The following is a 19974-nucleotide window of genomic DNA, read 5'->3' as shown; positions in this document are numbered from 1 at the left end:
ATCCAGTTAATCTGAATCGGGACCACACCATCTGCGCAGGACAAACATTTCACAATGTTTAATTAAACCTTTCGATTCCTACGGTCTTTGACGGCCTCTGAATTATATTAAATATAAAACACAGAGACCCCAAAGTTTGATTTAGAAGCTCAAAGAGCCTAAATCAAGTACCAAACCAGGTCCCATTGTAGAGGACAAGGTTACTTTCTTCATGTAGACACCTTTAGCAGAAGCAGGCTTAGCGCGACGCAAGTCACCCAATAGCGCTTCAAGGTTGCCTTTAACAGCATCAGCAGTAAAGTCGATAGAACCAACACCTGCATGAATGATACCGTTTTTGTCTGTGCGGTAACGTGCTTGACCAGATTTAGCGTTCTTAACAGCCGTTGCAACATCAGGAGTTACAGTACCCACTTTCGGGTTAGGCATAAGACCACGTGGACCAAGAATCTGACCCAACTGACCAACAACACGCATAGCGTCTGGAGATGCGATTACAACATCAAAATCCAACTCGCCTTCTTTAACTTTTGCAGCTAGGTCATCAAAACCTACAACATCAGCACCAGCAGCTAGAGCAGCTTCAGCATTTGCGCCTTGAGCGAAAACAGCAACACGCACGTCTTTACCAGTACCGTTTGGTAGCACAGTAGCACCACGAACAGCTTGGTCAGATTTACGTGGGTCAACACCCAAGTTTACAGATACGTCTACAGATTCTTTAAACTTAACAGTAGAAAGCTCAGATAAAAGCGCTACCGCTTCTTCAACAGAGTACTGCTTAGTAGATTCAACTTTTTCAGCGATCAAACGAGCGCGTTTAGTTAGCTTAGCCATTAGTTAACACCTTCTACATCAAGACCCATAGCGCGTGCGCTACCAGCGATAGTACGAACTGCCGCATCCATATCAGCTGCAGTCAAATCTTCTGCTTTAGCTGTAGCAATCTCTTCAAGCTGCGCACGTGTAACAGTACCAACTTTCTGAGTATTTGGACGTGGAGAACCGCTCTTAAGGCCAGCTGCTTTCTTAAGAAGCACTGAAGCAGGAGTAGATTTAGTTTCGAAAGTGAAACTACGATCACTGTAAACAGTGATGATTACAGGTGTTGGAAGACCCGCTTCAACACCTTGAGTTTTGGCATTGAACGCTTTACAGAATTCCATGATGTTCACACCATGTTGACCTAGAGCAGGACCAACTGGCGGACTTGGATTCGCTTGACCCGCTTTAACTTGTAGCTTGATATAAGCTTCGACTTTCTTAGCCATTTTTTAACTCCGTTTGGGTCACAGCCCTAAGGCTACCCGGTTATAAATATCAGGACTTTTCGACCTGACTAAATTCCAAATCAACAGGTGTTGAGCGTCCGAAGATAAGCACAGCAACCTTGATTCGGCTTTTATCATAGTCCGCTTCTTCAACAACACCGTTAAAGTCAGCAAATGGACCATCAATAACTCGCACAACCTCACCCACTTCAAACAATGTCTTAGGACGAGGATTATCAGCACGATCACTAACACGCTGCAATATCGCGTCAGCTTCTCTTTCTGTAATTGGAGAAGGCTTATCAGCTGTGCCGCCAATAAAACCTAGCACGCGACTAGTACCTTTCACCAAGTGCCAAGAGTCGTCATTCATATCCATTTGAACTAAAACATAGCCAGGATAGAACTTTCTTTCGCTCTTGCGCTTTTTACCATCTCGAATCTCAACCACTTCTTCGGTTGGGACCAAGACTTCACCAAAATAGTCTTCCATGCCCATGATCTGAACTCGTTCTGTAAGCGAACGCATCACGTGCTTTTCATACCCTGAGTACGCATGTACTACATACCAATGTTTCGCCACGAACAACTCCTAACCTATTACCGCAGAGACAATCCAGCCAAGAAGCGAATCAACTCCCCACAGCACAAGAGACATAAAAATTACAACTGCCAACACGATCAAAGTTGTTTGAACTGTTTCTTGTCTTGTTGGCCATACAACACGGCGAATTTCTGTCTTTGCTTCACGAGCTAACACAGAGAACGCCTTACCTTTAACCGTTTGCAAACCTATAAAACCAGCTAATCCAGCTAAAACCAAAATAGCTATCAGCCTATACAGCAACGATTCTTCAGAAAAATAGTTATTACCGACCACAGCAACAGTGACCAGCAGCACAACAGCAACCCACTTAAAAACATCAGCGCGAGGTGCTTGAGCTTCAGTACTTGAACTCATATTTCAGGTGATCCCTAGCAAAGAATTAGGATGTGAAATTGGCAGGCCAGGAGGGATTCGAACCCCCGACATTCGGTTTTGGAGACCGACGCTCTACCAGCTGAACTACTGGCCTACATTCACATGGGCGGTGGATGATACCGACTTACAAAGTAATTCGCAAGTGGTTTTGCCCAAAAAACAGACAATAAAAAAGGCGTATCGCCACCCTATTTATTTTTTGAAGTAACACTGGAGCTCATGAGCAGATTTGAACTGCCGACCTCACCCTTACCAAGGGTGTGCTCTACCAACTGAGCTACATGAGCAATTGGAGCGAGTAGCGGGAATCGAACCCGCATCATCAGCTTGGAAGGCTGAGGTTCTACCATTGTACCATACTCGCAAATTGGTGGAGGGAGGTGGATTCGAACCACCGAAACTTTCGTGGCAGATTTACAGTCTGCTCCCTTTGGCCACTCGGGAACCCCTCCACTACTGCAACTAACTCTTGCAATAACCCCAAAAGGTGCGAGCCATTATATGAATAGAAAATGCAATTGCAACACCTAACAAGGATTTTTTTCTAACTTTATCATCATCTTGCCGAAATTTATTTGGCTAATGAACTTCTTCCACTCAGATTCATTAATACCCTGACTAATTTCTATCACTGAAAGCGGCACTTTTCTTAAATGCGGAAACACCCTGACATCAAAACCAGACAAATCACTAATTCGAAGACGCTCTTTTTCCGCTGTTAAGGCAACAGAATACAAACCTAATGAAATACGGTTTTTCATCTCTCCTCGATTAATAATAAAACTATCTACACTGCGAACTTTAAGGGCCCTTACTATTCTATTTGCTTGCTCACGCGTATCGGGCGCACTGATATACAACCAAAATTTCTGTCTCTGCCCTTCCATCTTAGACTCGACATATTGCCAACCTAAAGCATCAATTTGAGGCAAAAAAGCACGCTTATCTTGTTCTTTTTCAAATTCTATATGAGGGCAAAACATTTGATCTGCATCAATCGAGCTTAACTGCTCAAATGCTTCCGTAATTTCTCTTAGCTCTTCCTCTACCGCTTTAAATTCAATTTCTTTTACTGTTGGTTCAGGCTTTTTTACCACCTTTGGCACTTCACTTAGCGTGAGTATTTTTTGACTCACAGGTGGTGCATAAACAGGCTCAGCGGCGGCCTCTTTGTTCACAGCAACCAAATTAAACCAACCAAAAACACCAAGATTGCTAATCACTAGCAATAAAAACAACCACTTCATGCTTGGCTCACCCATTCATCGCCTAATTTTTTCGCCCCTAAAAGCACTAAATTAGGCTCAAACAGCCCTTTAATACCGAGTGCTTTCATAATCTTCTCACCATTTCCCCCTGTGAATACACAGCGGCTCTTTTTATTCTGACCATACACTCTCTCGACTAGAGCTAATGTCATTTCCCAACAACCTAGATGTACTGCCAAGCCAGTATTGTTAATAATGCCTTGATAGTCTTGTAAATCATCCTCATTAAAGCGAATTTTTCCCGTATTCGCCACCAGCATGCTTTCCATCATGGCCTGCCCAGGCACAATATAACCACCTTGATACTGTCCCGTTGCGGGGACAAACTCTATTTTTAACGCCGTTCCCGCGTCAATGATTAAGGTGTCTTGCATGCGATCATAGGCTGCTAGCACGGTTAACCATCGGTCAACACCTAATCGTAGTACGTCATCATACGAATTCGTTACACCACATGAAAAAGGTTCGCTTTTAAGCTCATGACAAGGAACACCAACAAACTGATTAGCAATAAAATCTCGCAATAAAGTTTCTTGCTCTGGACTTCTAACACTCGCGAAGTAAATATGATCAGGCTGGTAAGCTAATATGTCTTTTCCTGCCTCATCGATTGACTCAGCAGGGCACAACTGAATATCTCGTCCAATTCGCAATAAATCATCACCATCAAATGCAGCCCACTTTACACAAGTGTTCCCCGCATCAACCACAAGCACCTTATTGTTTGCGGACACTAACTTCACCTCCGTGTAAGGCCTTTACGATACCATCCTGTTCAAATAACAAAGCCCCTTTTGCATCAATCCCACGGGCAACACCTAACTCTTCAAGTTTACCACTGGTCATTTTTACAGGCTGATTCTTTAACACATCTTGCTGCATCCACTCAGTTAAATAAGCCGCTAAACCATCTCCCTGCTCAAAGGTTTTACAGACAATTTCAAGCTCGCTTACTAAATCCGCTAAGATTTGATTGCGACTCACTTTATGACTAGTTTGCTGCATCACATCTGTCCATGGCTGATCAACCTCTGTCATATCCTGTTCGGACATGGAAACATTTAACCCCACTCCAATAATGACGTCACATATGTCTTGATCGGCTACCATTTCCAATAATATGCCACAGATTTTTCGGCCTTCAACTTGAACATCATTTGGCCATTTCAAACCCACTGACTCAACACCATGCTTTTTTAGCACTCGCGCAACAACAGCACCCACAGCAAGACTTAGCCCTTCGACCACTGAAATACCGTTATCAAAGCGCCAGCCAAATGACATCATGATGTTTTTTGCTACGCCACCTTGCCACTGACGTCCACGACGCCCCTTTCCTTGATTCTGTATCTCAGTCGCAACTGCTACAGGCAACTCAGCACCTGAGGCGATGTGTTTTTTGACATCATCGTTAGTGGATTTGGTTTCAAAGCAGACCTTAATAGGCACATCAAGCCCCACCCCATCTAATTGAGCCTGATCTAAAAGCTCAATTTCATGCGGTAAACGGTAGCCTCGCCCTTTCACGGAATGTAGCTTTATACCTAAAGTCTCAAGTTTTTTTAGTTTCTTCCATATGGCTGCTCTAGTCACACCCAGAGCTTCACCCAACTCTTCACCTGAATGAAACTGACTATCTGCTAACAAGAGCAATAGATCACGCATGCTTTTCTCCAAACCTTTATGAACCCAGACGACTAGCCAATCAGTACTAGCAACTGCTAACGAAGCGAAATTTTATCGTATTTTCATGATTGGGTGTTGATGAATTGTGCTATTTGGTCAATCAAACGATTAAAGTCAGGATTCCAACTTAAGCGCCCACCATAGGGACTTTTTTCATTCAAAAGTTCGCCCTTTTCACCTAACCAATTCATGTTATCTTGCTTGCAGCTTTCTAATGCTTCGTCTTGATACCAAGAGCACACTCGATACTGTCCATTTTTGCCATAGTAGGGGTCATTAGGATCAATGTGCGCAGACATATGAGAAAGCCCTGTAATTCTTAAGTCTTCATTGTAAGCGTTAAATTCTTGCACTCTAGCATCATCGAAATCGACAGCCTGATTTGAGTAAAGCCACACTTTCGAGTGTGCATTCACCATGGTTCGCTTAAAGTAATCCAAGGTAACATGGCTATCTACAGTAGAGTCTTCTGCCGACATAACGACAAAAGTTGGCAATTTCATACTTTGCTCATCTAACCCTTCCCTTACTTCAGCAGCAAGTTCATAAGCTTGGGCGATAGCAGGTACAGGAATAGACGCGTACTTAGCATAATCGTCACTTTCCTTATGATCCAACCAAGTCAAGACCGGTGCAAGATAAGGCGACAACCAATCAATACTCGAATTAATTTTTAACAAAGGCGAAAATAGAATAAGTCCTTTCACCTTATCATTGTCTTGTTTGGCATAATCTAGCGCTAATGCACCACCCGTAGAAAAGCCAGCAAGATATAGGCTCTCTGTTTGAGCGGCAAAGTTTTCTATCGCCACTTTGGTAACTTGCCGCCATTCATCACGTTCAACATCAATCAAATCTTCAGCTTTAGTGCCATGACCAGGTAGCAGTACAGCCTGCACCCATAAGCATTGTTTAGCTAGCGCTTCCCCCATAGAACGTAAAGAGTATGGGGAATCGGATAAGCCATGTAACAAAAGCACGCCCGTATCTTGCCTTTCGCAACTCTCTGCGGGCTTAATTTCAAATGGCATTACTGCTGCTTTTTCAACTGCCTTATTGCCTGCGTCTAACCACTTTTTGTGATTAGACAAAAACGTATCTGCAGTCACTAAATAATCAGAAAAGGCCTGACTAGGTAAAGGTTCAACTGACTTAGCAGTCGTTACCTGTGAAAAACCTGAAACGCTTAACAGCATACCTAACACAAGCTGCTTTCTGACTTTAAAGAAGTGTTTCATTTACTCGCCTTTATAACTTTGATGTTAAAACAAGCAGCTAGTTAACCACCTGTTAAATTAATGTATTACTTCGCTGAACCTGCATCAGTTTTAATAAAACTCACAACCTTAGCCACCAGCTGATCGAAATTAGGGTTCCAACTTAAACGTGCTCCATACTCGCTTTTACTTGCAAGCAGCATCCCTTTTTCACCAGACCAACCTTGCTTATCTTTTTTACACTCAGCCAAATCCTTGCCCTTATACCACTGACATACACGGTATTCACCATTTTGCCCGTAATAAGGATCTTCAGGGTCCATGTGCACCGACATATGAGAAAAACCAGTAATTTTTAAACTCTCATTATAACTATTAAATTCAGTGATACGTTTATCTGGAAAATCGACCTTCTCATTGGCGTACAACCAAAGTTCTGAAGCTGGATTACGCATTTTCTGATTAAAGAGGTTCAATGTTGTCTCGCTGCTTACCGTATTATCCTCTGCTGACATAGCAACAAAAACAGGAATATCTAATGGTTTCTTTATTAGCCCTCTACGAACTTCTGTCGCTAGGTGAAATACTTGCGCCATTGCCGGTACCGGAATCGATGCATACTTAGCATAATCATCTGGCTTTTTGTAATCTAACCAAGTCACAAAAGGCGCTAATATAGGAGTCAGCCAATCAGCATTGGTATTAATTTTTAGCAGGGGAGAAAACAACACCAAACCAGACAAAGGCACCTCAGGGCGACTCATATAGTCAACAGCAAGCGTACCTCCTGTCGAGTAGCCAGCAACATATAGAGAGTCAGTTTGCTGAGAGAAATTATAAATCGATGCACTAACCGCTTCACGCCATTCTCGGCGATGGAGATCAATAAGGTCTTCCGCTCTAGTTCCATGACCAGGCAATAACACAGCTCTAACCCACAGACATTCTTCAGCTAAGGCTTTACCCATTGATTTCAAAGAATAAGTTGAATCAGACAAACCATGTAACAACAAAACACCCTTACCATTTGCTTCACATCCAGAGTGCGGTTTTATTTCAAATGGCATGACAGCGTCTTTCTCTACCTGTTTGTTAACGCTTACCAACCACTCTTTGTTTTGCTCCAAAAACAAACCTGTCTCAATAAGATATTCAGAAAATGCTTGGTCTTTTTGAGGGATAGGCCATTGCGACTGTGCATTTGCAAAACTAGAAATAACAACACCAAATAGACCTGCAACAAGTCCAGCGTGCTTAATAAACCTCAACATACCCTTCATTATTTAATCCCTGCTGTGCTCTCATTGAATTAAGCTAACTCCTTAACCTAATAAGAAGATTGTAAATCTAGCCTTAATCCTATCAAATATAAGCTTATCTAAACCTATTTATTTGAAACTCCATAATTCATACAAGCTCAGCCTCACATTATGCTAAACACCCTCAATCACAAGTTAATAGATAGATTGCATTTCCCCCTTGCTAAGAAGTTTTACCAAGCTTATTACCCGGCAGGCAAAGCCAACAAAGCAGACCCTATTTGGGCGCTTACTGAGGGTTATCAGATTCGTGTTTGTTTACGCTTAAAACAGTTCGAAGATTGTCAGCTTTTAACCGCCATGGTCACTCACCCTGACTTTCGTAAACAAGGCCTTGGACAAAGACTATTGACGGCATTAAATAGTGATAGCACCCAGCCCCTATCAACAAAGCCCTGCTATTGTTTTGCGTTTACTCATTTAGAGAGTTTCTACCAGAAAGCCGGCTTTACCAGCATCTCTGCTGATGAGCTTCCAACGCGTTTAAAAGCTAGATTCACAGCTTACACCCAATCAGGCAAAGCGCTTATTCCGATGAGGCATATCCCTTCTCTTACAATCACAACTTAAAACTTAATCTTCTTATTTTTCTTAATTCACTTAAACCTCTTAATTTAGATACTACTTACTTGCATCCTAACGCCCATTCTTTTTAACTCATTCCATTAAGTAGATACTAATGGAGCCCTTTACATGTCCATCTCATTACCAAGTAACTCCCCACTATTAAAGACAAGCTTTACCTTTGGCGTTGCCACAGCCGCCTTTCAAATTGAAGGAGCCAATCAACTCGATGGCAGAATTGAATCTATCTGGGATAGGTTTTGCGCGACACCCGGCAAAGTATTGAATGGTGATGACGGTACCATAGCTTGTGATCATTATCACAAATGGCAAGAAGACATAGACCTAATCAAATCCTTGGGTGTAGATGCCTATAGACTGTCTATCGCTTGGCCACGATTAATGGATGAAGAAGGTAACGCTAATCCAAAAGGCATTGCCTTTTATCGCAATTTATTAGAGCGGCTAAAAGCTAACGAGATTAAAACCTTTGTCACGCTGTACCATTGGGATTTACCTCAGCATTTAGAAGAAAAAGGCGGCTGGCTTAACCGGGAGACAGCATACAAATTTAAAGAATATACCCAACTTGCTGCTGAAGAGCTTGGGCAATGGGTTGATGTTTGGACGACCTTTAATGAACCTTGGTGCACAAGCATTCTCGGTTATGGAGAAGGTATCCATGCACCAGGTTTAAAAGATGACGTTAAAGCAAGACAAGCTGGCCACCATGTTTTACTCGCCCATGGTTTAGCTATGCCTATTCTTAAGAGAATTTGCCCAAATGCCCAAGCGGGTATTGTGTTGAATATGAGCAAAGCTTTCCCAGCTGATAGTGAGGCTAGTAGTAAGATGGCAAGCCTATATGCTGAAGCCTTGGATAACCATTTCTTTATTGAGCCTCTACTAAAGGGCCAATACCCAGACATTATCAAAGCCCTATCACCTGAGTTAATTCCTCAGATTAAAGAAGGCGACATGGCTATTATTAAGCAACCTATCGACTATCTGGGATTAAACTATTACACCTGCAATCATGCAAAGTGGCATTCAGAGCTAAAACGCCAGACAATCTTAAAATCGGCAACCGAGGTCGAATATACTCACATAGGTTGGGAGATTAACCCTGAATCCTTAACCCAACTGTTGCTCGAGTTACACCAGCAATATACCCTCCCCCCTATTTATATTACGGAAAATGGCGCCGCCTGTGATGACAAACTGATAGAGGGTGAAGTTCACGATGAACAACGCGTACGTTATTTAAATACTCACCTTAATGCGATTCACAATGCCATCACAGCAGGCGTCGATATTCAGGGTTACTTTGCTTGGAGTTTGATGGATAACTTTGAATGGGCTGAAGGTTACAGCAAACGTTTTGGCCTAGTATATGTAGACTATGAAACACAGAAGAGAAGTCTGAAAGCGAGTGCAAAAGCTTACTCAAATCTCCTCTTGTCACGCTAAATAGTTAACCTTATTTAGCAAAACAATTTAAAAAAATGTGCAAAAAACAATCAAGTTAAGGCTCTTTATTGTAAAGGTGCCTTTTTTGATAGGACATATCCTCAACTATTAGCTAGCCTTTTTTGAAGCCAAACGGCCTAAAACTCGATTTCTATTAGGGAGTGATGCAATGCAAGTTTCAGATTTATCGCCAAAAACTCACCCAAGTAAAGACTATAGGTTAGCTCCGGATCAGATCCCTCAAGAGGCATTTGATTGGTATGATGAATATGCTCATGGTGATATTGATAGACGTACATTTCTAAATCGATTAGGTGCACTTGGCGTGGCAGGGCTAAGTTTAGGCGTCATTGCCAGCGCTCTGACACCAAACTATGCATTAGCAGAGCAGGTCTCCTTTAATGACCCAGACATAACAGCCAGCTATCTCACTTTCGCCTCTCCAGATGGCTATAAAGAAGGAAAAGGCTATCTTGTCACCCCTAAAAACGTATCAGTCTCAGCTCCTGCGGTACTCGTCATTCATGAAAACCGTGGCCTTAATCCTTACATTAAAGATGTAGCAAGACGCCTAGCCAAAGCAGGTTTTGTTGCTTTTGCGCCTGACGCACTGCACCCCCTTGGAGGTTACCCGGGTAACGATGACGAAGGTCGCAGCATGCAGAAGAGTCTGGATAGAAGCAAGATAGAAGCCGACTTTATGGCGGCAGCTAAAATGCTAAAAGCTCACCCTGCAAGCTCTGGCAAACTTGGTGTGGTTGGATTCTGCTTTGGCGGATATGCTAGCAACATGTTAGCGGCACGTTTGCCTAATGTAATTGATGCGGCCGTTCCTTTCTATGGGACACCGCCAAAAGAGATTTATATTAAGGATATAAAAGCGCCCATCATGCTGCAATTTGCTCAGCTTGATAAACGCGTCAATGCGACTTGGCCTGCTTATGAAAAAGCACTGAAAGCTAATAAGGTAGATTACCAAGCTTTTATCTACGAAAAGGCAAACCATGGTTTTCATAACGACTCTACTGGACGTTATGTAGAAGCTCAGGCAGAACTGGCTTGGTCTCGCTCACTCGACTTCTTTAAGAAGCACCTCTCCTAAAACTGAGACATTAGAGCATTGGCGAAAAACTCCACTGGTGCTCTAAACTCGTTTTAATGACACTTAATTTTCTTAAAAGAAGCCCTATCGTAAAGCCATTATTAAAAAGTCATTACCAGATCTAGACCATTAAGCTTGGGGACCAGATACCAGGATACGTTTTCCTTTTCTATATCAGAAAAGTGTGTCTGATAAGACTGCCATTGCTGGGTCGCTTTTGTTGGCTGAGTCCAAATAGCTAGCTCACCCATACCGATTCCTAATGCTGCAGAACCCAAAGCATCATCACTATCACCCCAAGTGGCTATCGCTGCGGCTGCAATTAAGTTAACCCCAATGGTTGTCGCATGGGTTTGCCATTGGTATCTTTCGTCACTTCTTAAGGCTGTCGCACTTAACTGAGTTTCGTACTCTTTCAGCTTAACTAACTTGAGCGCACGCTGCTCTTCTACTGTGTCATTCACAAATCCGCTCATATCGGGCTCAGCTAGCAAAGGGACAGGCTCTAACAGCATTTTAGCCAAGGCTGCTGAGGACTTTAAACCAGATACCCATGCCAGCACTTCTTCATCATGATCCTCTTCATCCAGCGCTGTTGAGAAATTACTAATGGCGCTAACCGAATAAAGACCACTCCAGCCATATTGCCAATATGCATAAGGGCTCGAAACATCATTTATTCTTTGCTCTAGGTAACTTAATCTTTCATCAATTTCAGCATCACTCATTAATGCATGGTCTGATGCAAACAAGTTACCTGAAATCAAAACACTAACTCCAGTGCTCATTAGCCAGATCTTTTTTATTCGATTTAGTCTCATTTGGCCTTCCTCTTTATTTTTATAATCATGAATAGGTCAAAAAAGAAGCTATCACATTATTATTAAAACAAATATCTCTATACAAAATCATTACATATGGTAATTTTATTGGTTAATTATTTTTACCGTTTTTAGGCAAAAAATATCAATTGTTCCTCACCCTTAAGCCTATTAATCTGATTTGATCACCCAATCACTCGCTTAATTATGGAAGTCATCCTTATGCAGCAAATAGATCAAATTTACATAGACGGAGTTTGGCGTAAAACACAGAGCACATCCCTTTACTCACTCATCAATCCAGCTACTCAAGACGTCATAGCCCAAGTAACTATGGCATCGTCAAAAGACGTAGAAGATGCAGTAGCAGCGGCACACAAAGCATTCACTGCTTGGTCAAATACCAGCGCTCAAACCAGAGCAAACTATATGAATGCCATCGCTGATGAGATGCAGGCTCGCTATCAAGACTTAATTGAAGCTCACGTACTTTCTATGGGCTGCCCGGCTCACCTAGTTGGTACCTACCATCTAGATTGCGCTATCGATGCCATGCGTTACTATGCAAAACTTGCTTTCAACATGGATAAGGAAACCACTAGAGAAGGCGTCTTACTTACCCAAAAGGCCATAGGTGTCTGCGCGCTTATCAACCCTTGGAATTACCCTTTGCATCAGCTTGTAGGAAAGCTCGCTCCGGCCTTAGCAGCAGGTTGTACCCTGATTGAGAAACCAGCCGAGCAAACTCCGCTAACAGATATCATCATGGCGGAGATCATGCACAAAGTTGGTCTACCTGCAGGCGTTTTTAATCTAATCTTTGGTCATGGCCATGAAGTAGGCCCACTACTAGCAGAACATCCAAAAGTTAATATGATGTCTTTCACTGGCTCCACAAGAGCAGGTATAGAAGTCGCTAAGAGCGCAGCCTCAAGTGTTAAGCGAGTATGCCAGGAGCTTGGAGGCAAGTCGGCTTTTATCATCACCCAAGATGCTGATATCGACGCGGCTGTTCGTTATGGTGTAGAGGATGTCATGGCAAATACAGGTCAGACCTGTAATGCACTCACCCGAATGTTAGTACCCAAAAGCCAATACCAAAAAGCGATAGGCGTTGCTAAACAAGTCGCGCTAGAACAAACCGTCGGCGACCCTAGATTGGCAGAAACCAGCATGGGGCCACTTGCCTCAGCAAAACAGCATCAAGTAGTAAAAGACTATATTCAATTAGGCTTAGAAGAAGGTGCCAGTTTATTAACGGGAGGGGCTGAGTTACCTGAGCACCTAGACAAGGGCTATTACATAAAGCCCACCATCTTCACTCAAGTCACACCAGAAATGCGCATCGCACAAGAAGAGATTTTTGGTCCTGTCCTTTGTATCCTAACTTATGAAGAGATAGAAGAGGCCATAACAATCGCCAATGACAGCCAATACGGCTTATCTTCTGCGGTTTATGCCAAGGATCCAGAATCAGCCTTAACTATTGCCAAGCGACTAGAAGCAGGACAATGCTATATCCAAGGTAGCTACTTCTCTATGCATGCTCCTTTTGGTGGTGTGAAACAATCTGGCAATGGCCGTGAATGGGGAGAAGAAGCACTAGAGGAGTATGTTGAAACTCAGGCCATCATCTACCCTAGCTAATACAAGCGAAGAATCAGTGCCTTCAAGGAAGTAACGCAGGAACCCAAAAGGCTTAGTGAGCAAGAATCACTAAGCCTTTTTTCTTGAGCTGCAATTTAGTAATACTTTATTTGATAGCCCTTAGTTTAATAATCCATTCTTAGAGGAATCTGCACCTCATAACCTCTTTCTTCTTTTTCATCATCCTTCATTTGAGCGGGAAAACCTTGTCCCAATACTTTCACATCACAGGCTTCTTCTAAACGGCGAATGATATTTGGCGAGAACTCCCTGTCACCATAACGGGACTGGCCATCCTTAAAGATATCCACCACAAGAGGCGCTAGCTCTAACGGTAAACCATGACGTTTCGCCACCTGATCAAATAAACCGACATCCTTGGTGACTAAATCCATCGTAAAACTGATATCACGACTACCATTTAAAATGACTTGAGATTCGGTTTCATGCACAAAGGAATTACCAGAAGAAGCCTTGATCGCTTCGTAAGTCACGTTCATATCTAAGCCCATCACCTTAGATGCCGTTAAGGCTTCAGACAGCGCAATCAGATGCACACTACATAAGTAATTCGTCACTACTTTAAGCTTTGATGCACTACCCAATGGGCCTGTGTGAATAATACGACGCCCCATAGTAGTTAAAATAGGTAATACTCGATCAAACGCGACTCGCTCACACCCAGCGAAGATAGAAATATTTCCTGTTCCTGCTCTATGGCAGCCACCTGAAACAGGGCAGTCAACCGCCACTCCACCTCGCGCTTCTACCTCATCAGCAATGCGCCTGACTTCGGCCTCATCTGTGGTACTCATTTCTAACCAGATAACGCCTGCTTTCATCCCCGCTATGACACCATCATCTGCTTCCATCACTTGGGCACAAATAGCAGGTGAAGGTAAACAGGTAATAATCACATCACATGCTTGAGCAAGCGCCTTTGCCGACACTGCTGTCTTTGCACCTTTACCCGCAAAACTTGCCATTAAGCCTTCGTCAATGTCTCTCACCATGAGATCCATACCGTTTCGCAGTAAACTCCCTGCTAGTTGACCACCTACATTGCCCAAGCCTACAAAACCTACCTGCATAAGAACCTCCAAACATTTGATTAGAAAAGCTTTCTCGCAAAAAAATAGTCAGATAAACGACCTAATTCACAGCGATAGAATCAGAGTACCTGCCAAACGAGAAATGAAAAATTGATCTTTTTTTGACACTTCGGTAAAAAAAATCTTCCAATCATTTAGAGGAATAGATAACGTGCTTAAAAAAGCATTTGTGATAACTAATTAGAGTAATGAACAAATCAATATAGAGGTGAAAGTGAAAGAGCAACCAAATGAATCTGCTTTTGAACAAATCGACTTACGTAAGCTTCCCCCTCTTAAAGCATTAAAAGGCTTTGAAGCCACTGCTCGCCTAGCAAGTGTTAGAGGTGCGGCTGAAGAGCTAAACCTCACGCACCCAGCCATAAGCCATCAGATACAAACCTTGGAAGACAGCCTAGCCTGTAAGCTCTTTATACGGGAAGGAAGGACTATTCGCCTTACTGAAGCAGGCAAGCATTATTATCAGTTTGTTCGCCAAGCATTAACTATCCTCATAGCAGGGACAGAAGAAGTTAGAGATAACACCAGCCAACCCGCCCTTAGGGTTCAGACCTATGTGACAACATCGATTCGCTGGCTAGCACCACGCCTAAACAAGTTCCGTCAGCAACATCCAGATATCGCACTACAAGTCAGTACCTATAGTGCGGACTGGCGTTTCGATGAAAAACACGCAGACATTGCCATTATCTATAAAACCCACCCTCTACCAAACCACCTATACTGGCAACCCTTTTTCCAATCAAAAATCTTCCCGGTTTGCAGCCCTGAATTCTTAACAACACTGCCTAGCCAGATAGAACCCCATGACCTAAAAAATTATCCTTTGATTTCAGTCTATACCGAAAACAAATACTGGAGTTGGCAGAACTGGTTTGAATCAGCAGGCATTGATCATAAGCCTGACGACAAGACTCAAACAAGCTTAAACTGTATGGATGTGGACACCTTGGCAGCGGCTCTAGAAATGGCCATCATTGGAGAAGGTATCGCCCTCGTTAATGGGCCTTTTGCCGATAAAGATCTTGCTAGTGGCCATTTAGTTATTCCGGTTGATCATACAGCGAAGGGGCTTGGCGAATGGGGCATTGTTTGCCATAAAAACCTAGAAGATGATAAACGTATCAAGACTTTTATTACTTGGCTTTTAGACGAACAATAATCTCTTAAGGTATTCCTTACTTAGGATGGACACCATAATAACCAGTACAAAACTGAATTAAATTAAAGAGAGTTTCATTATGAAATCTTGGTTAGCTACATTAACATCTGCATTGTTTTTCTCCTCTGTACTGTCTATTTCTCTTTATTCCCACAGTCTACAGGCAGCCTCAACGCAAGCCACTTCAATAAAGACAAAAACACTTTATCAAGACACGCTATTAAAAGCAGATCTTGTGAGCGAATTAGATGGTGTTATCTGGGGGCTTGCGCTGATTAATGATACAGAGGCGGTACTTACCTTAAGAAAAGGCCAAGCCTTTCACCTAGATTTAATCACTGGCAAACAAACTAAGTTATCTGGCTTGCCTAAAATTGCCACCCGTGGCCAAGGCGGTTTGCTAGATGTTGCAGCTTCCCCAGAATATGACGAATCTGGCTGGCTCTATTTCACCTATAGTAAACCTATGACTCAAGGTGCCACAGTGACCTTAGGCAGAGCCAAGCTTAGTGGCTCACAATTAATCAATTGGGAAGATATTTTCATTACCCAGTCAGCCTCCTCTTCTGGCCAACACTTTGGCTCTCGTATTACCTTCGATAATCAAGGTTATCTTTACTTTGGTATCGGTGATCGAGGCGAAAGACCCAATGGACAGAACCTTCAAAACCATGCGGGGTCGATTCTAAGATTACATCCAGATGGTCGTATACCTAAGGACAACCCATTTGTTGAGAAAGCCAATGCTCAAGATGCCATTTGGAGCTATGGCCATAGAAACCCTCAAGGCCTATTTTTCGACAAAGTTACCAATACGCTTTGGTCTAACGAACATGGCCCACGAGGTGGAGATGAGATAAATAAGATCAAACGCGGCGCTAATTATGGTTGGCCTATTGTTTCCCATGGTAAAGAATACTGGGGGCCAATTAGCGTTGGCGATGGCACAGAAAAAGAAGGTATCGAAAATCCATTAAAAGTCTTTATCCCCTCGATTGCCCCAAGCGCCTTACACATATACCAAGGGCAATTATTTGAAGGCTGGCAAGGTAACCACATATCCCTAGCATTGGCTAAAAAGCACTTAAACCTAGTAACCTTCAACAACCAAGGCGAACCAACAGAAAGCCGCTATCTAGGTGAACTAGATGAAAGGTTTCGCTCTATTGCAGAAGACTCAAAGGGATATTTATACCTAGGGACAGATTCAGGTAAGTTGATTAGATTGTCTAGTTCTGAGAGGTAGATGGCTTTGGCGCGATAGGTTTAGTTAATCTGAACTTAACGCCTCAAACAGCAACGCGTGTTAGCGCGTCTAGTTACTAAATACCGTTACTGGCATCACTGTCTGACATTGTTAAGAATTTAGATAACTCAATGTGATGTTGGAGTCTACAAAGAGGAAGTCCCACACTAGCGTCGGCGATACTTCTGTATTTAAGTTCGGAAGTGGAATGGGATCAATCAACGACTCTGTGATTATCAAGAAATGCTAATAATGGGTATAGATAGGTTTAGAGGTTGAAGCCATCTTGATAACGACCCCTTTGATCCCTTAGCAGCTCCAAGCTACCATCGGCGATACTTTATCGTCTCTACCTTTGCCTAGTTTATTTTAGGCAAAAAAAAGCCTGATCATAAGATCAGGCTTTTTATAATTTAATCTTGATAACGACCTACTCTCACATGGGAACTCCCACACTACCATCGGCGATGCGACTTTTCACTTCTGAGTTCGGGATGGGATCAGGTGGTTCAGACGCTCTGTGATTATCAAGAAATTCTGTTTGTCAGAACAAGCTCTGTTTGTGGCTTATTCATTGACGAATTTGCTTATGCTTTAACAATACTTTTTGAATAGTCTTCTCTTCATTAGAGAAGTTAACGATAACCAAGCCTCAAACCAGCTTGCGATGTTTTACCATCTTTTTAAATCGTAATATAACGCTAAACCATTTTGGCGTTATATGGTCAAGCCTCACGAGCAATTAGTACAGGTTAGCTCAATGCCTCACAGCACTTACACACCCTGCCTATCAACGTCGTAGTCTTCAACGGCTCTTTAGGGAACTTAAAGTTCCAGTGAGATCTCATCTTGAGGGAGGCTTCCCGCTTAGATGCTTTCAGCGGTTATCCCGTCCGAACGTAGCTACCCGGCAATGCCACTGGCGTGACAACCGGAACACCAGAGGTTCGTCCACTCCGGTCCTCTCGTACTAGGAGCAGCTCCTCTCAAATCTCAAACGTCCACGGCAGATAGGGACCGAACTGTCTCACGACGTTCTAAACCCAGCTCGCGTACCACTTTAAATGGCGAACAGCCATACCCTTGGGACCGGCTTCAGCCCCAGGATGTGATGAGCCGACATCGAGGTGCCAAACACCGCCGTCGATGTGAACTCTTGGGCGGTATCAGCCTGTTATCCCCGGAGTACCTTTTATCCGTTGAGCGATGGCCCTTCCATACAGAACCACCGGATCACTAAGACCTACTTTCGTACCTGCTCGACGTGTCTGTCTCGCAGTTAAGCGCGCTTTTGCCTTTACACTCTTCGCATGATTTCCGACCATGCTGAGCACACCTTCGTGCTCCTCCGTTACTCTTTGGGAGGAGACCGCCCCAGTCAAACTACCCACCACACAGTGTCCTCGATCCCGATTAGGGACCTGAGTTAGAACCTCAAACATACCAGGGTGGTATTTCAAGAGTGGCTCCACCAAAACTAGCGTCTTGGTTTCAAAGCCTCCCACCTATCCTACACAAGTAGGTTCAAAGTTCACTGTGAAGCTATAGTAAAGGTTCACGGGGTCTTTCCGTCTAGCCGCGGATACACAGCATCTTCACTGCGATTTCAATTTCACTGAGTCTCTGGTGGAGACAGTGTGGCCATCGTTACGCCATTCGTGCAGGTCGGAACTTACCCGACAAGGAATTTCGCTACCTTAGGACCGTTATAGTTACGGCCGCCGTTTACTTGGGCTTCGATCAAGAGCTTCGCCGAAGCTAACCCCATCAATTAACCTTCAAGCACCGGGCAGGCGTCACACCCTATACGTCCACTTTCGTGTTTGCAGAGTGCTGTGTTTTTAATAAACAGTCGCAGCCACCTGGTATCTTCGACCAATCTCAGCTTAAGCAGCAAGTGCCATCACCAAAATCGGCGTACCTTCTCCCGAAGTTACGGTACCATTTTGCCTAGTTCCTTCACCAGAGTTCTCTCAAGCGCCTTGGTATTCTCTACCTGACCACCTGTGTCGGTTTGGGGTACGGTTCCCATATATCTGAAGCTTAGAAGTTTTTCCTGGAAGCATGGCATCAACCACTTCACCCAAAAGAGGGCTCGTCATCAGTTCTCGGCCTTAAAGGCAACCCGGATTTACCTAAGTCACCAGCCTACCGCCTTAAACACAGACAACCATCGCTGTGCTGGCCTAGCCTTCTCCGTCTCTCCATCGCAATATATGCAAGTACAGGAATATTAACCTGTTTCCCATCGACTACGCATTTCTGCCTCGCCTTAGGGGCCGACTCACCCTGCCCTGATTAACATGGGACAGGAAACCTTGGTCTTCCGGCGGGGGAGTTTTTCACTCCCCTTATCGTTACTCATGTCAACATTCGCACTTCTGATACCTCCAGCCTGCCTTACAGCTTGACCTTCAACGGCTTACAGAACGCTCCTCTACCATGCCTAGTAAACTAAGCATCCGTAGCTTCGGTGTACAGTTTAGCCCCGTTATATCTTCCGCGCAGGCCGACTCGACTAGTGAGCTATTACGCTTTCTTTAAAGGATGGCTGCTTCTAAGCCAACCTCCTAGCTGTCTAAGCCTTCCCACATCGTTTCCCACTTAACTGTAACTTTGGGACCTTAGCTGACGGTCTGGGTTGTTTCCCTTTCCACGACGGACGTTAGCACCCGCCGTGTGTCTCCCGTAATTGCACTCATTGGTATTCGGAGTTTGCATGGGGTTGGTAAGTCGGGATGACCCCCTAGCCCAAACAGTGCTCTACCCCCAATGGTGAGATACGAGGCGCTACCTAAATAGCTTTCGAGGAGAACCAGCTATCTCCGAGCTTGATTAGCCTTTCACTCCTATCCACAAGTCATCCCCGCATTTTTCAACATACGTGGGTTCGGTCCTCCAGTTAGTGTTACCCAACCTTCAACCTGCCCATGGATAGATCGCCCGGTTTCGGGTCTATTCCCAGCAACTATACGCCCTATTAAGACTCGGTTTCCCTACGGCTCCTCTATGCGATTAACCTTGCTACTGAAAATAAGTCGTTGACCCATTATACAAAAGGTACGCAGTCACGGAACAAGTCCGCTCCCACTGCTTGTACGTACACG

Annotated in this window: 17 protein-coding genes, 4 tRNA genes and 2 rRNA genes (1 of these 23 only partly in view); 6 read left to right on the top strand and 17 right to left on the bottom strand. The window is 43.7% G+C overall.

The features are described from left to right. Positions 1-141 precede the first annotated feature (141 nt). From rplA to Q0A08_RS16835, 13 genes are all read right to left on the bottom strand, one after another. Entirely contained in the window at positions 142-837 is a 696-nt protein-coding gene (gene rplA / locus Q0A08_RS16895) for a 50S ribosomal protein L1 (protein WP_009834601.1), read from the bottom strand. After that, a complete protein-coding gene (rplK, locus tag Q0A08_RS16890) occupies positions 837-1271 on the bottom strand; it encodes a 50S ribosomal protein L11 (protein ID WP_009834600.1) in 435 nt (144 codons plus the stop codon). The genes rplA and rplK overlap by 1 nt, the downstream gene beginning before the upstream one ends. Positions 1272-1320: 49 nt before the next feature. Beyond that, positions 1321-1854: a transcription termination/antitermination protein NusG gene (gene nusG / locus Q0A08_RS16885; protein WP_438462675.1), complete on the bottom strand. Its 534-nt coding sequence runs from the start codon at positions 1852-1854 to the stop codon at positions 1321-1323. A 9-nt stretch (positions 1855-1863) separates the two neighbouring features. After that, positions 1864-2232, bottom strand: coding sequence for a preprotein translocase subunit SecE (gene secE, locus Q0A08_RS16880; protein ID WP_046019628.1), 369 nt, complete (start codon positions 2230-2232; stop codon positions 1864-1866). Positions 2233-2271: 39 nt separating this feature from the next. Next, positions 2272-2347, bottom strand: a tRNA-Trp gene (locus tag Q0A08_RS16875). 117 nt (positions 2348-2464) lie between these two features. Continuing rightward, positions 2465-2540: transfer RNA gene (locus tag Q0A08_RS16870), tRNA-Thr, on the bottom strand. 3 nt (positions 2541-2543) lie between these two features. Beyond that, a tRNA-Gly gene (locus Q0A08_RS16865) sits at positions 2544-2617 on the bottom strand. Between the two features lie 4 nt (positions 2618-2621). Then, positions 2622-2705 (bottom strand) — tRNA-Tyr (locus Q0A08_RS16860). 75 nt (positions 2706-2780) lie between these two features. Next, entirely contained in the window at positions 2781-3515 is a 735-nt protein-coding gene (locus Q0A08_RS16855; protein ID WP_438462674.1) for an SPOR domain-containing protein, read from the bottom strand. Continuing rightward, complete coding sequence (locus Q0A08_RS16850; protein ID WP_438462673.1) at positions 3497-4255, bottom strand: type III pantothenate kinase; 759 nt, start codon at positions 4253-4255, stop codon at positions 3497-3499. The genes Q0A08_RS16855 and Q0A08_RS16850 overlap by 19 nt, the downstream gene beginning before the upstream one ends. Further along, positions 4239-5186, bottom strand: coding sequence for a biotin--[acetyl-CoA-carboxylase] ligase (locus Q0A08_RS16845; protein WP_438462672.1), 948 nt, complete (start codon positions 5184-5186; stop codon positions 4239-4241). Before Q0A08_RS16845 ends, Q0A08_RS16850 begins: the two co-directional genes overlap by 17 nt. An 83-nt stretch (positions 5187-5269) precedes the next feature. Further along, positions 5270-6445 (bottom strand): alpha/beta hydrolase, encoded by a 1176-nt coding sequence (locus tag Q0A08_RS16840; protein WP_438462671.1) that lies wholly within the window; start codon positions 6443-6445, stop codon positions 5270-5272. Positions 6446-6510: 65 nt separating this feature from the next. After that, positions 6511-7704: an alpha/beta hydrolase gene (locus Q0A08_RS16835; protein ID WP_438462670.1), complete on the bottom strand. Its 1194-nt coding sequence runs from the start codon at positions 7702-7704 to the stop codon at positions 6511-6513. Positions 7705-7854: 150 nt separating this feature from the next. Here Q0A08_RS16835 and Q0A08_RS16830 point away from each other — a divergent pair, with 150 nt between their 5' ends. The 3 genes from Q0A08_RS16830 to Q0A08_RS16820 all read left to right on the top strand — a co-directional run bounded on the left by Q0A08_RS16830 (position 7855) and on the right by Q0A08_RS16820 (position 10879). Further along, positions 7855-8313 (top strand): GNAT family N-acetyltransferase, encoded by a 459-nt coding sequence (locus tag Q0A08_RS16830; protein ID WP_438462669.1) that lies wholly within the window; start codon positions 7855-7857, stop codon positions 8311-8313. Between the two features lie 123 nt (positions 8314-8436). After that, a complete protein-coding gene (locus Q0A08_RS16825) occupies positions 8437-9777 on the top strand; it encodes a GH1 family beta-glucosidase (protein WP_438462668.1) in 1341 nt (446 codons plus the stop codon). 169 nt (positions 9778-9946) lie between these two features. Beyond that, entirely contained in the window at positions 9947-10879 is a 933-nt protein-coding gene (locus Q0A08_RS16820; protein ID WP_438462667.1) for a dienelactone hydrolase family protein, read from the top strand. A gap of 101 nt (positions 10880-10980) precedes the next feature. On the opposite strand, the gene Q0A08_RS16815 is transcribed toward Q0A08_RS16820, so the two are convergent. Continuing rightward, positions 10981-11667 carry a hypothetical protein gene (locus tag Q0A08_RS16815; protein ID WP_438462666.1) on the bottom strand — a complete coding sequence of 229 codons (687 nt, stop codon included), beginning with the start codon at positions 11665-11667 and terminating at the stop codon, positions 10981-10983. Positions 11668-11922: 255 nt separating this feature from the next. Between Q0A08_RS16815 and Q0A08_RS16810 the strand changes: the two genes are divergently transcribed. After that, on the top strand, positions 11923-13347 hold the full coding sequence (locus Q0A08_RS16810; RefSeq protein WP_438462665.1) for an aldehyde dehydrogenase family protein: 1425 nt from the start codon (positions 11923-11925) through the stop codon (positions 13345-13347). A gap of 125 nt (positions 13348-13472) precedes the next feature. Here Q0A08_RS16810 and Q0A08_RS16805 read toward each other — a convergent pair whose 3' ends face one another. Beyond that, entirely contained in the window at positions 13473-14438 is a 966-nt protein-coding gene (locus Q0A08_RS16805) for an NAD(P)-dependent oxidoreductase (protein WP_438462664.1), read from the bottom strand. A gap of 235 nt (positions 14439-14673) precedes the next feature. On the opposite strand from Q0A08_RS16805, the gene Q0A08_RS16800 reads away from it, so the two are divergent. Together Q0A08_RS16800 and Q0A08_RS16795 are read left to right on the top strand one after the other, a co-directional pair. Then, positions 14674-15621 carry a LysR substrate-binding domain-containing protein gene (locus tag Q0A08_RS16800; RefSeq protein WP_438462663.1) on the top strand — a complete coding sequence of 316 codons (948 nt, stop codon included), beginning with the start codon at positions 14674-14676 and terminating at the stop codon, positions 15619-15621. A 79-nt stretch (positions 15622-15700) separates the two neighbouring features. After that, the gene (locus tag Q0A08_RS16795; protein WP_438462662.1) at positions 15701-16867 is read left to right on the top strand and encodes a PQQ-dependent sugar dehydrogenase; all 1167 of its coding nucleotides are present in this window, start codon (positions 15701-15703) and stop codon (positions 16865-16867) included. A gap of 417 nt (positions 16868-17284) precedes the next feature. On the opposite strand, the gene rrf is transcribed toward Q0A08_RS16795, so the two are convergent. Continuing rightward, a 5S ribosomal RNA gene (gene rrf / locus Q0A08_RS16790) occupies positions 17285-17399 on the bottom strand. Between the two features lie 189 nt (positions 17400-17588). Next, positions 17589-19974 (bottom strand): 23S ribosomal RNA (locus tag Q0A08_RS16785) (it continues 503 nt past the right edge of the window).

This window comes from Marinomonas sp. PE14-40 (assembly GCF_051623805.1).
In the GTDB taxonomy this organism is placed as follows: domain Bacteria; phylum Pseudomonadota; class Gammaproteobacteria; order Pseudomonadales; family Marinomonadaceae; genus Marinomonas.
This window is presented reverse-complemented; position numbering and strand designations above follow the sequence as displayed.

Bases quoted from the DNA above. Each gene is read 5' to 3' on its own strand.
- Q0A08_RS16810 (WP_438462665.1), top strand. From the start codon at position 11,923: ATGCAGCAAATAGATCAAATTTACATAGACGGAGTTTGGCGTAAAACA.
- Q0A08_RS16835 (WP_438462670.1), bottom strand. From the start codon at position 7,704: ATGAAGGGTATGTTGAGGTTTATTAAGCACGCTGGACTTGTTGCAGGT.
- Q0A08_RS16825 (WP_438462668.1), top strand. From the start codon at position 8,437: ATGTCCATCTCATTACCAAGTAACTCCCCACTATTAAAGACAAGCTTT.
- rplA (WP_009834601.1), bottom strand. From the start codon at position 837: ATGGCTAAGCTAACTAAACGCGCTCGTTTGATCGCTGAAAAAGTTGAA.
- Q0A08_RS16830 (WP_438462669.1), top strand. From the start codon at position 7,855: ATGCTAAACACCCTCAATCACAAGTTAATAGATAGATTGCATTTCCCC.
- secE (WP_046019628.1), bottom strand. From the start codon at position 2,232: ATGAGTTCAAGTACTGAAGCTCAAGCACCTCGCGCTGATGTTTTTAAG.
- Q0A08_RS16840 (WP_438462671.1), bottom strand. From the start codon at position 6,445: ATGAAACACTTCTTTAAAGTCAGAAAGCAGCTTGTGTTAGGTATGCTG.
- Q0A08_RS16795 (WP_438462662.1), top strand. From the start codon at position 15,701: ATGAAATCTTGGTTAGCTACATTAACATCTGCATTGTTTTTCTCCTCT.
- Q0A08_RS16815 (WP_438462666.1), bottom strand. From the start codon at position 11,667: ATGAGCACTGGAGTTAGTGTTTTGATTTCAGGTAACTTGTTTGCATCA.
- Q0A08_RS16855 (WP_438462674.1), bottom strand. From the start codon at position 3,515: ATGGGTGAGCCAAGCATGAAGTGGTTGTTTTTATTGCTAGTGATTAGC.
- Q0A08_RS16820 (WP_438462667.1), top strand. From the start codon at position 9,947: ATGCAAGTTTCAGATTTATCGCCAAAAACTCACCCAAGTAAAGACTAT.
- Q0A08_RS16805 (WP_438462664.1), bottom strand. From the start codon at position 14,438: ATGCAGGTAGGTTTTGTAGGCTTGGGCAATGTAGGTGGTCAACTAGCA.
- rplK (WP_009834600.1), bottom strand. From the start codon at position 1,271: ATGGCTAAGAAAGTCGAAGCTTATATCAAGCTACAAGTTAAAGCGGGT.
- Q0A08_RS16845 (WP_438462672.1), bottom strand. From the start codon at position 5,186: ATGCGTGATCTATTGCTCTTGTTAGCAGATAGTCAGTTTCATTCAGGT.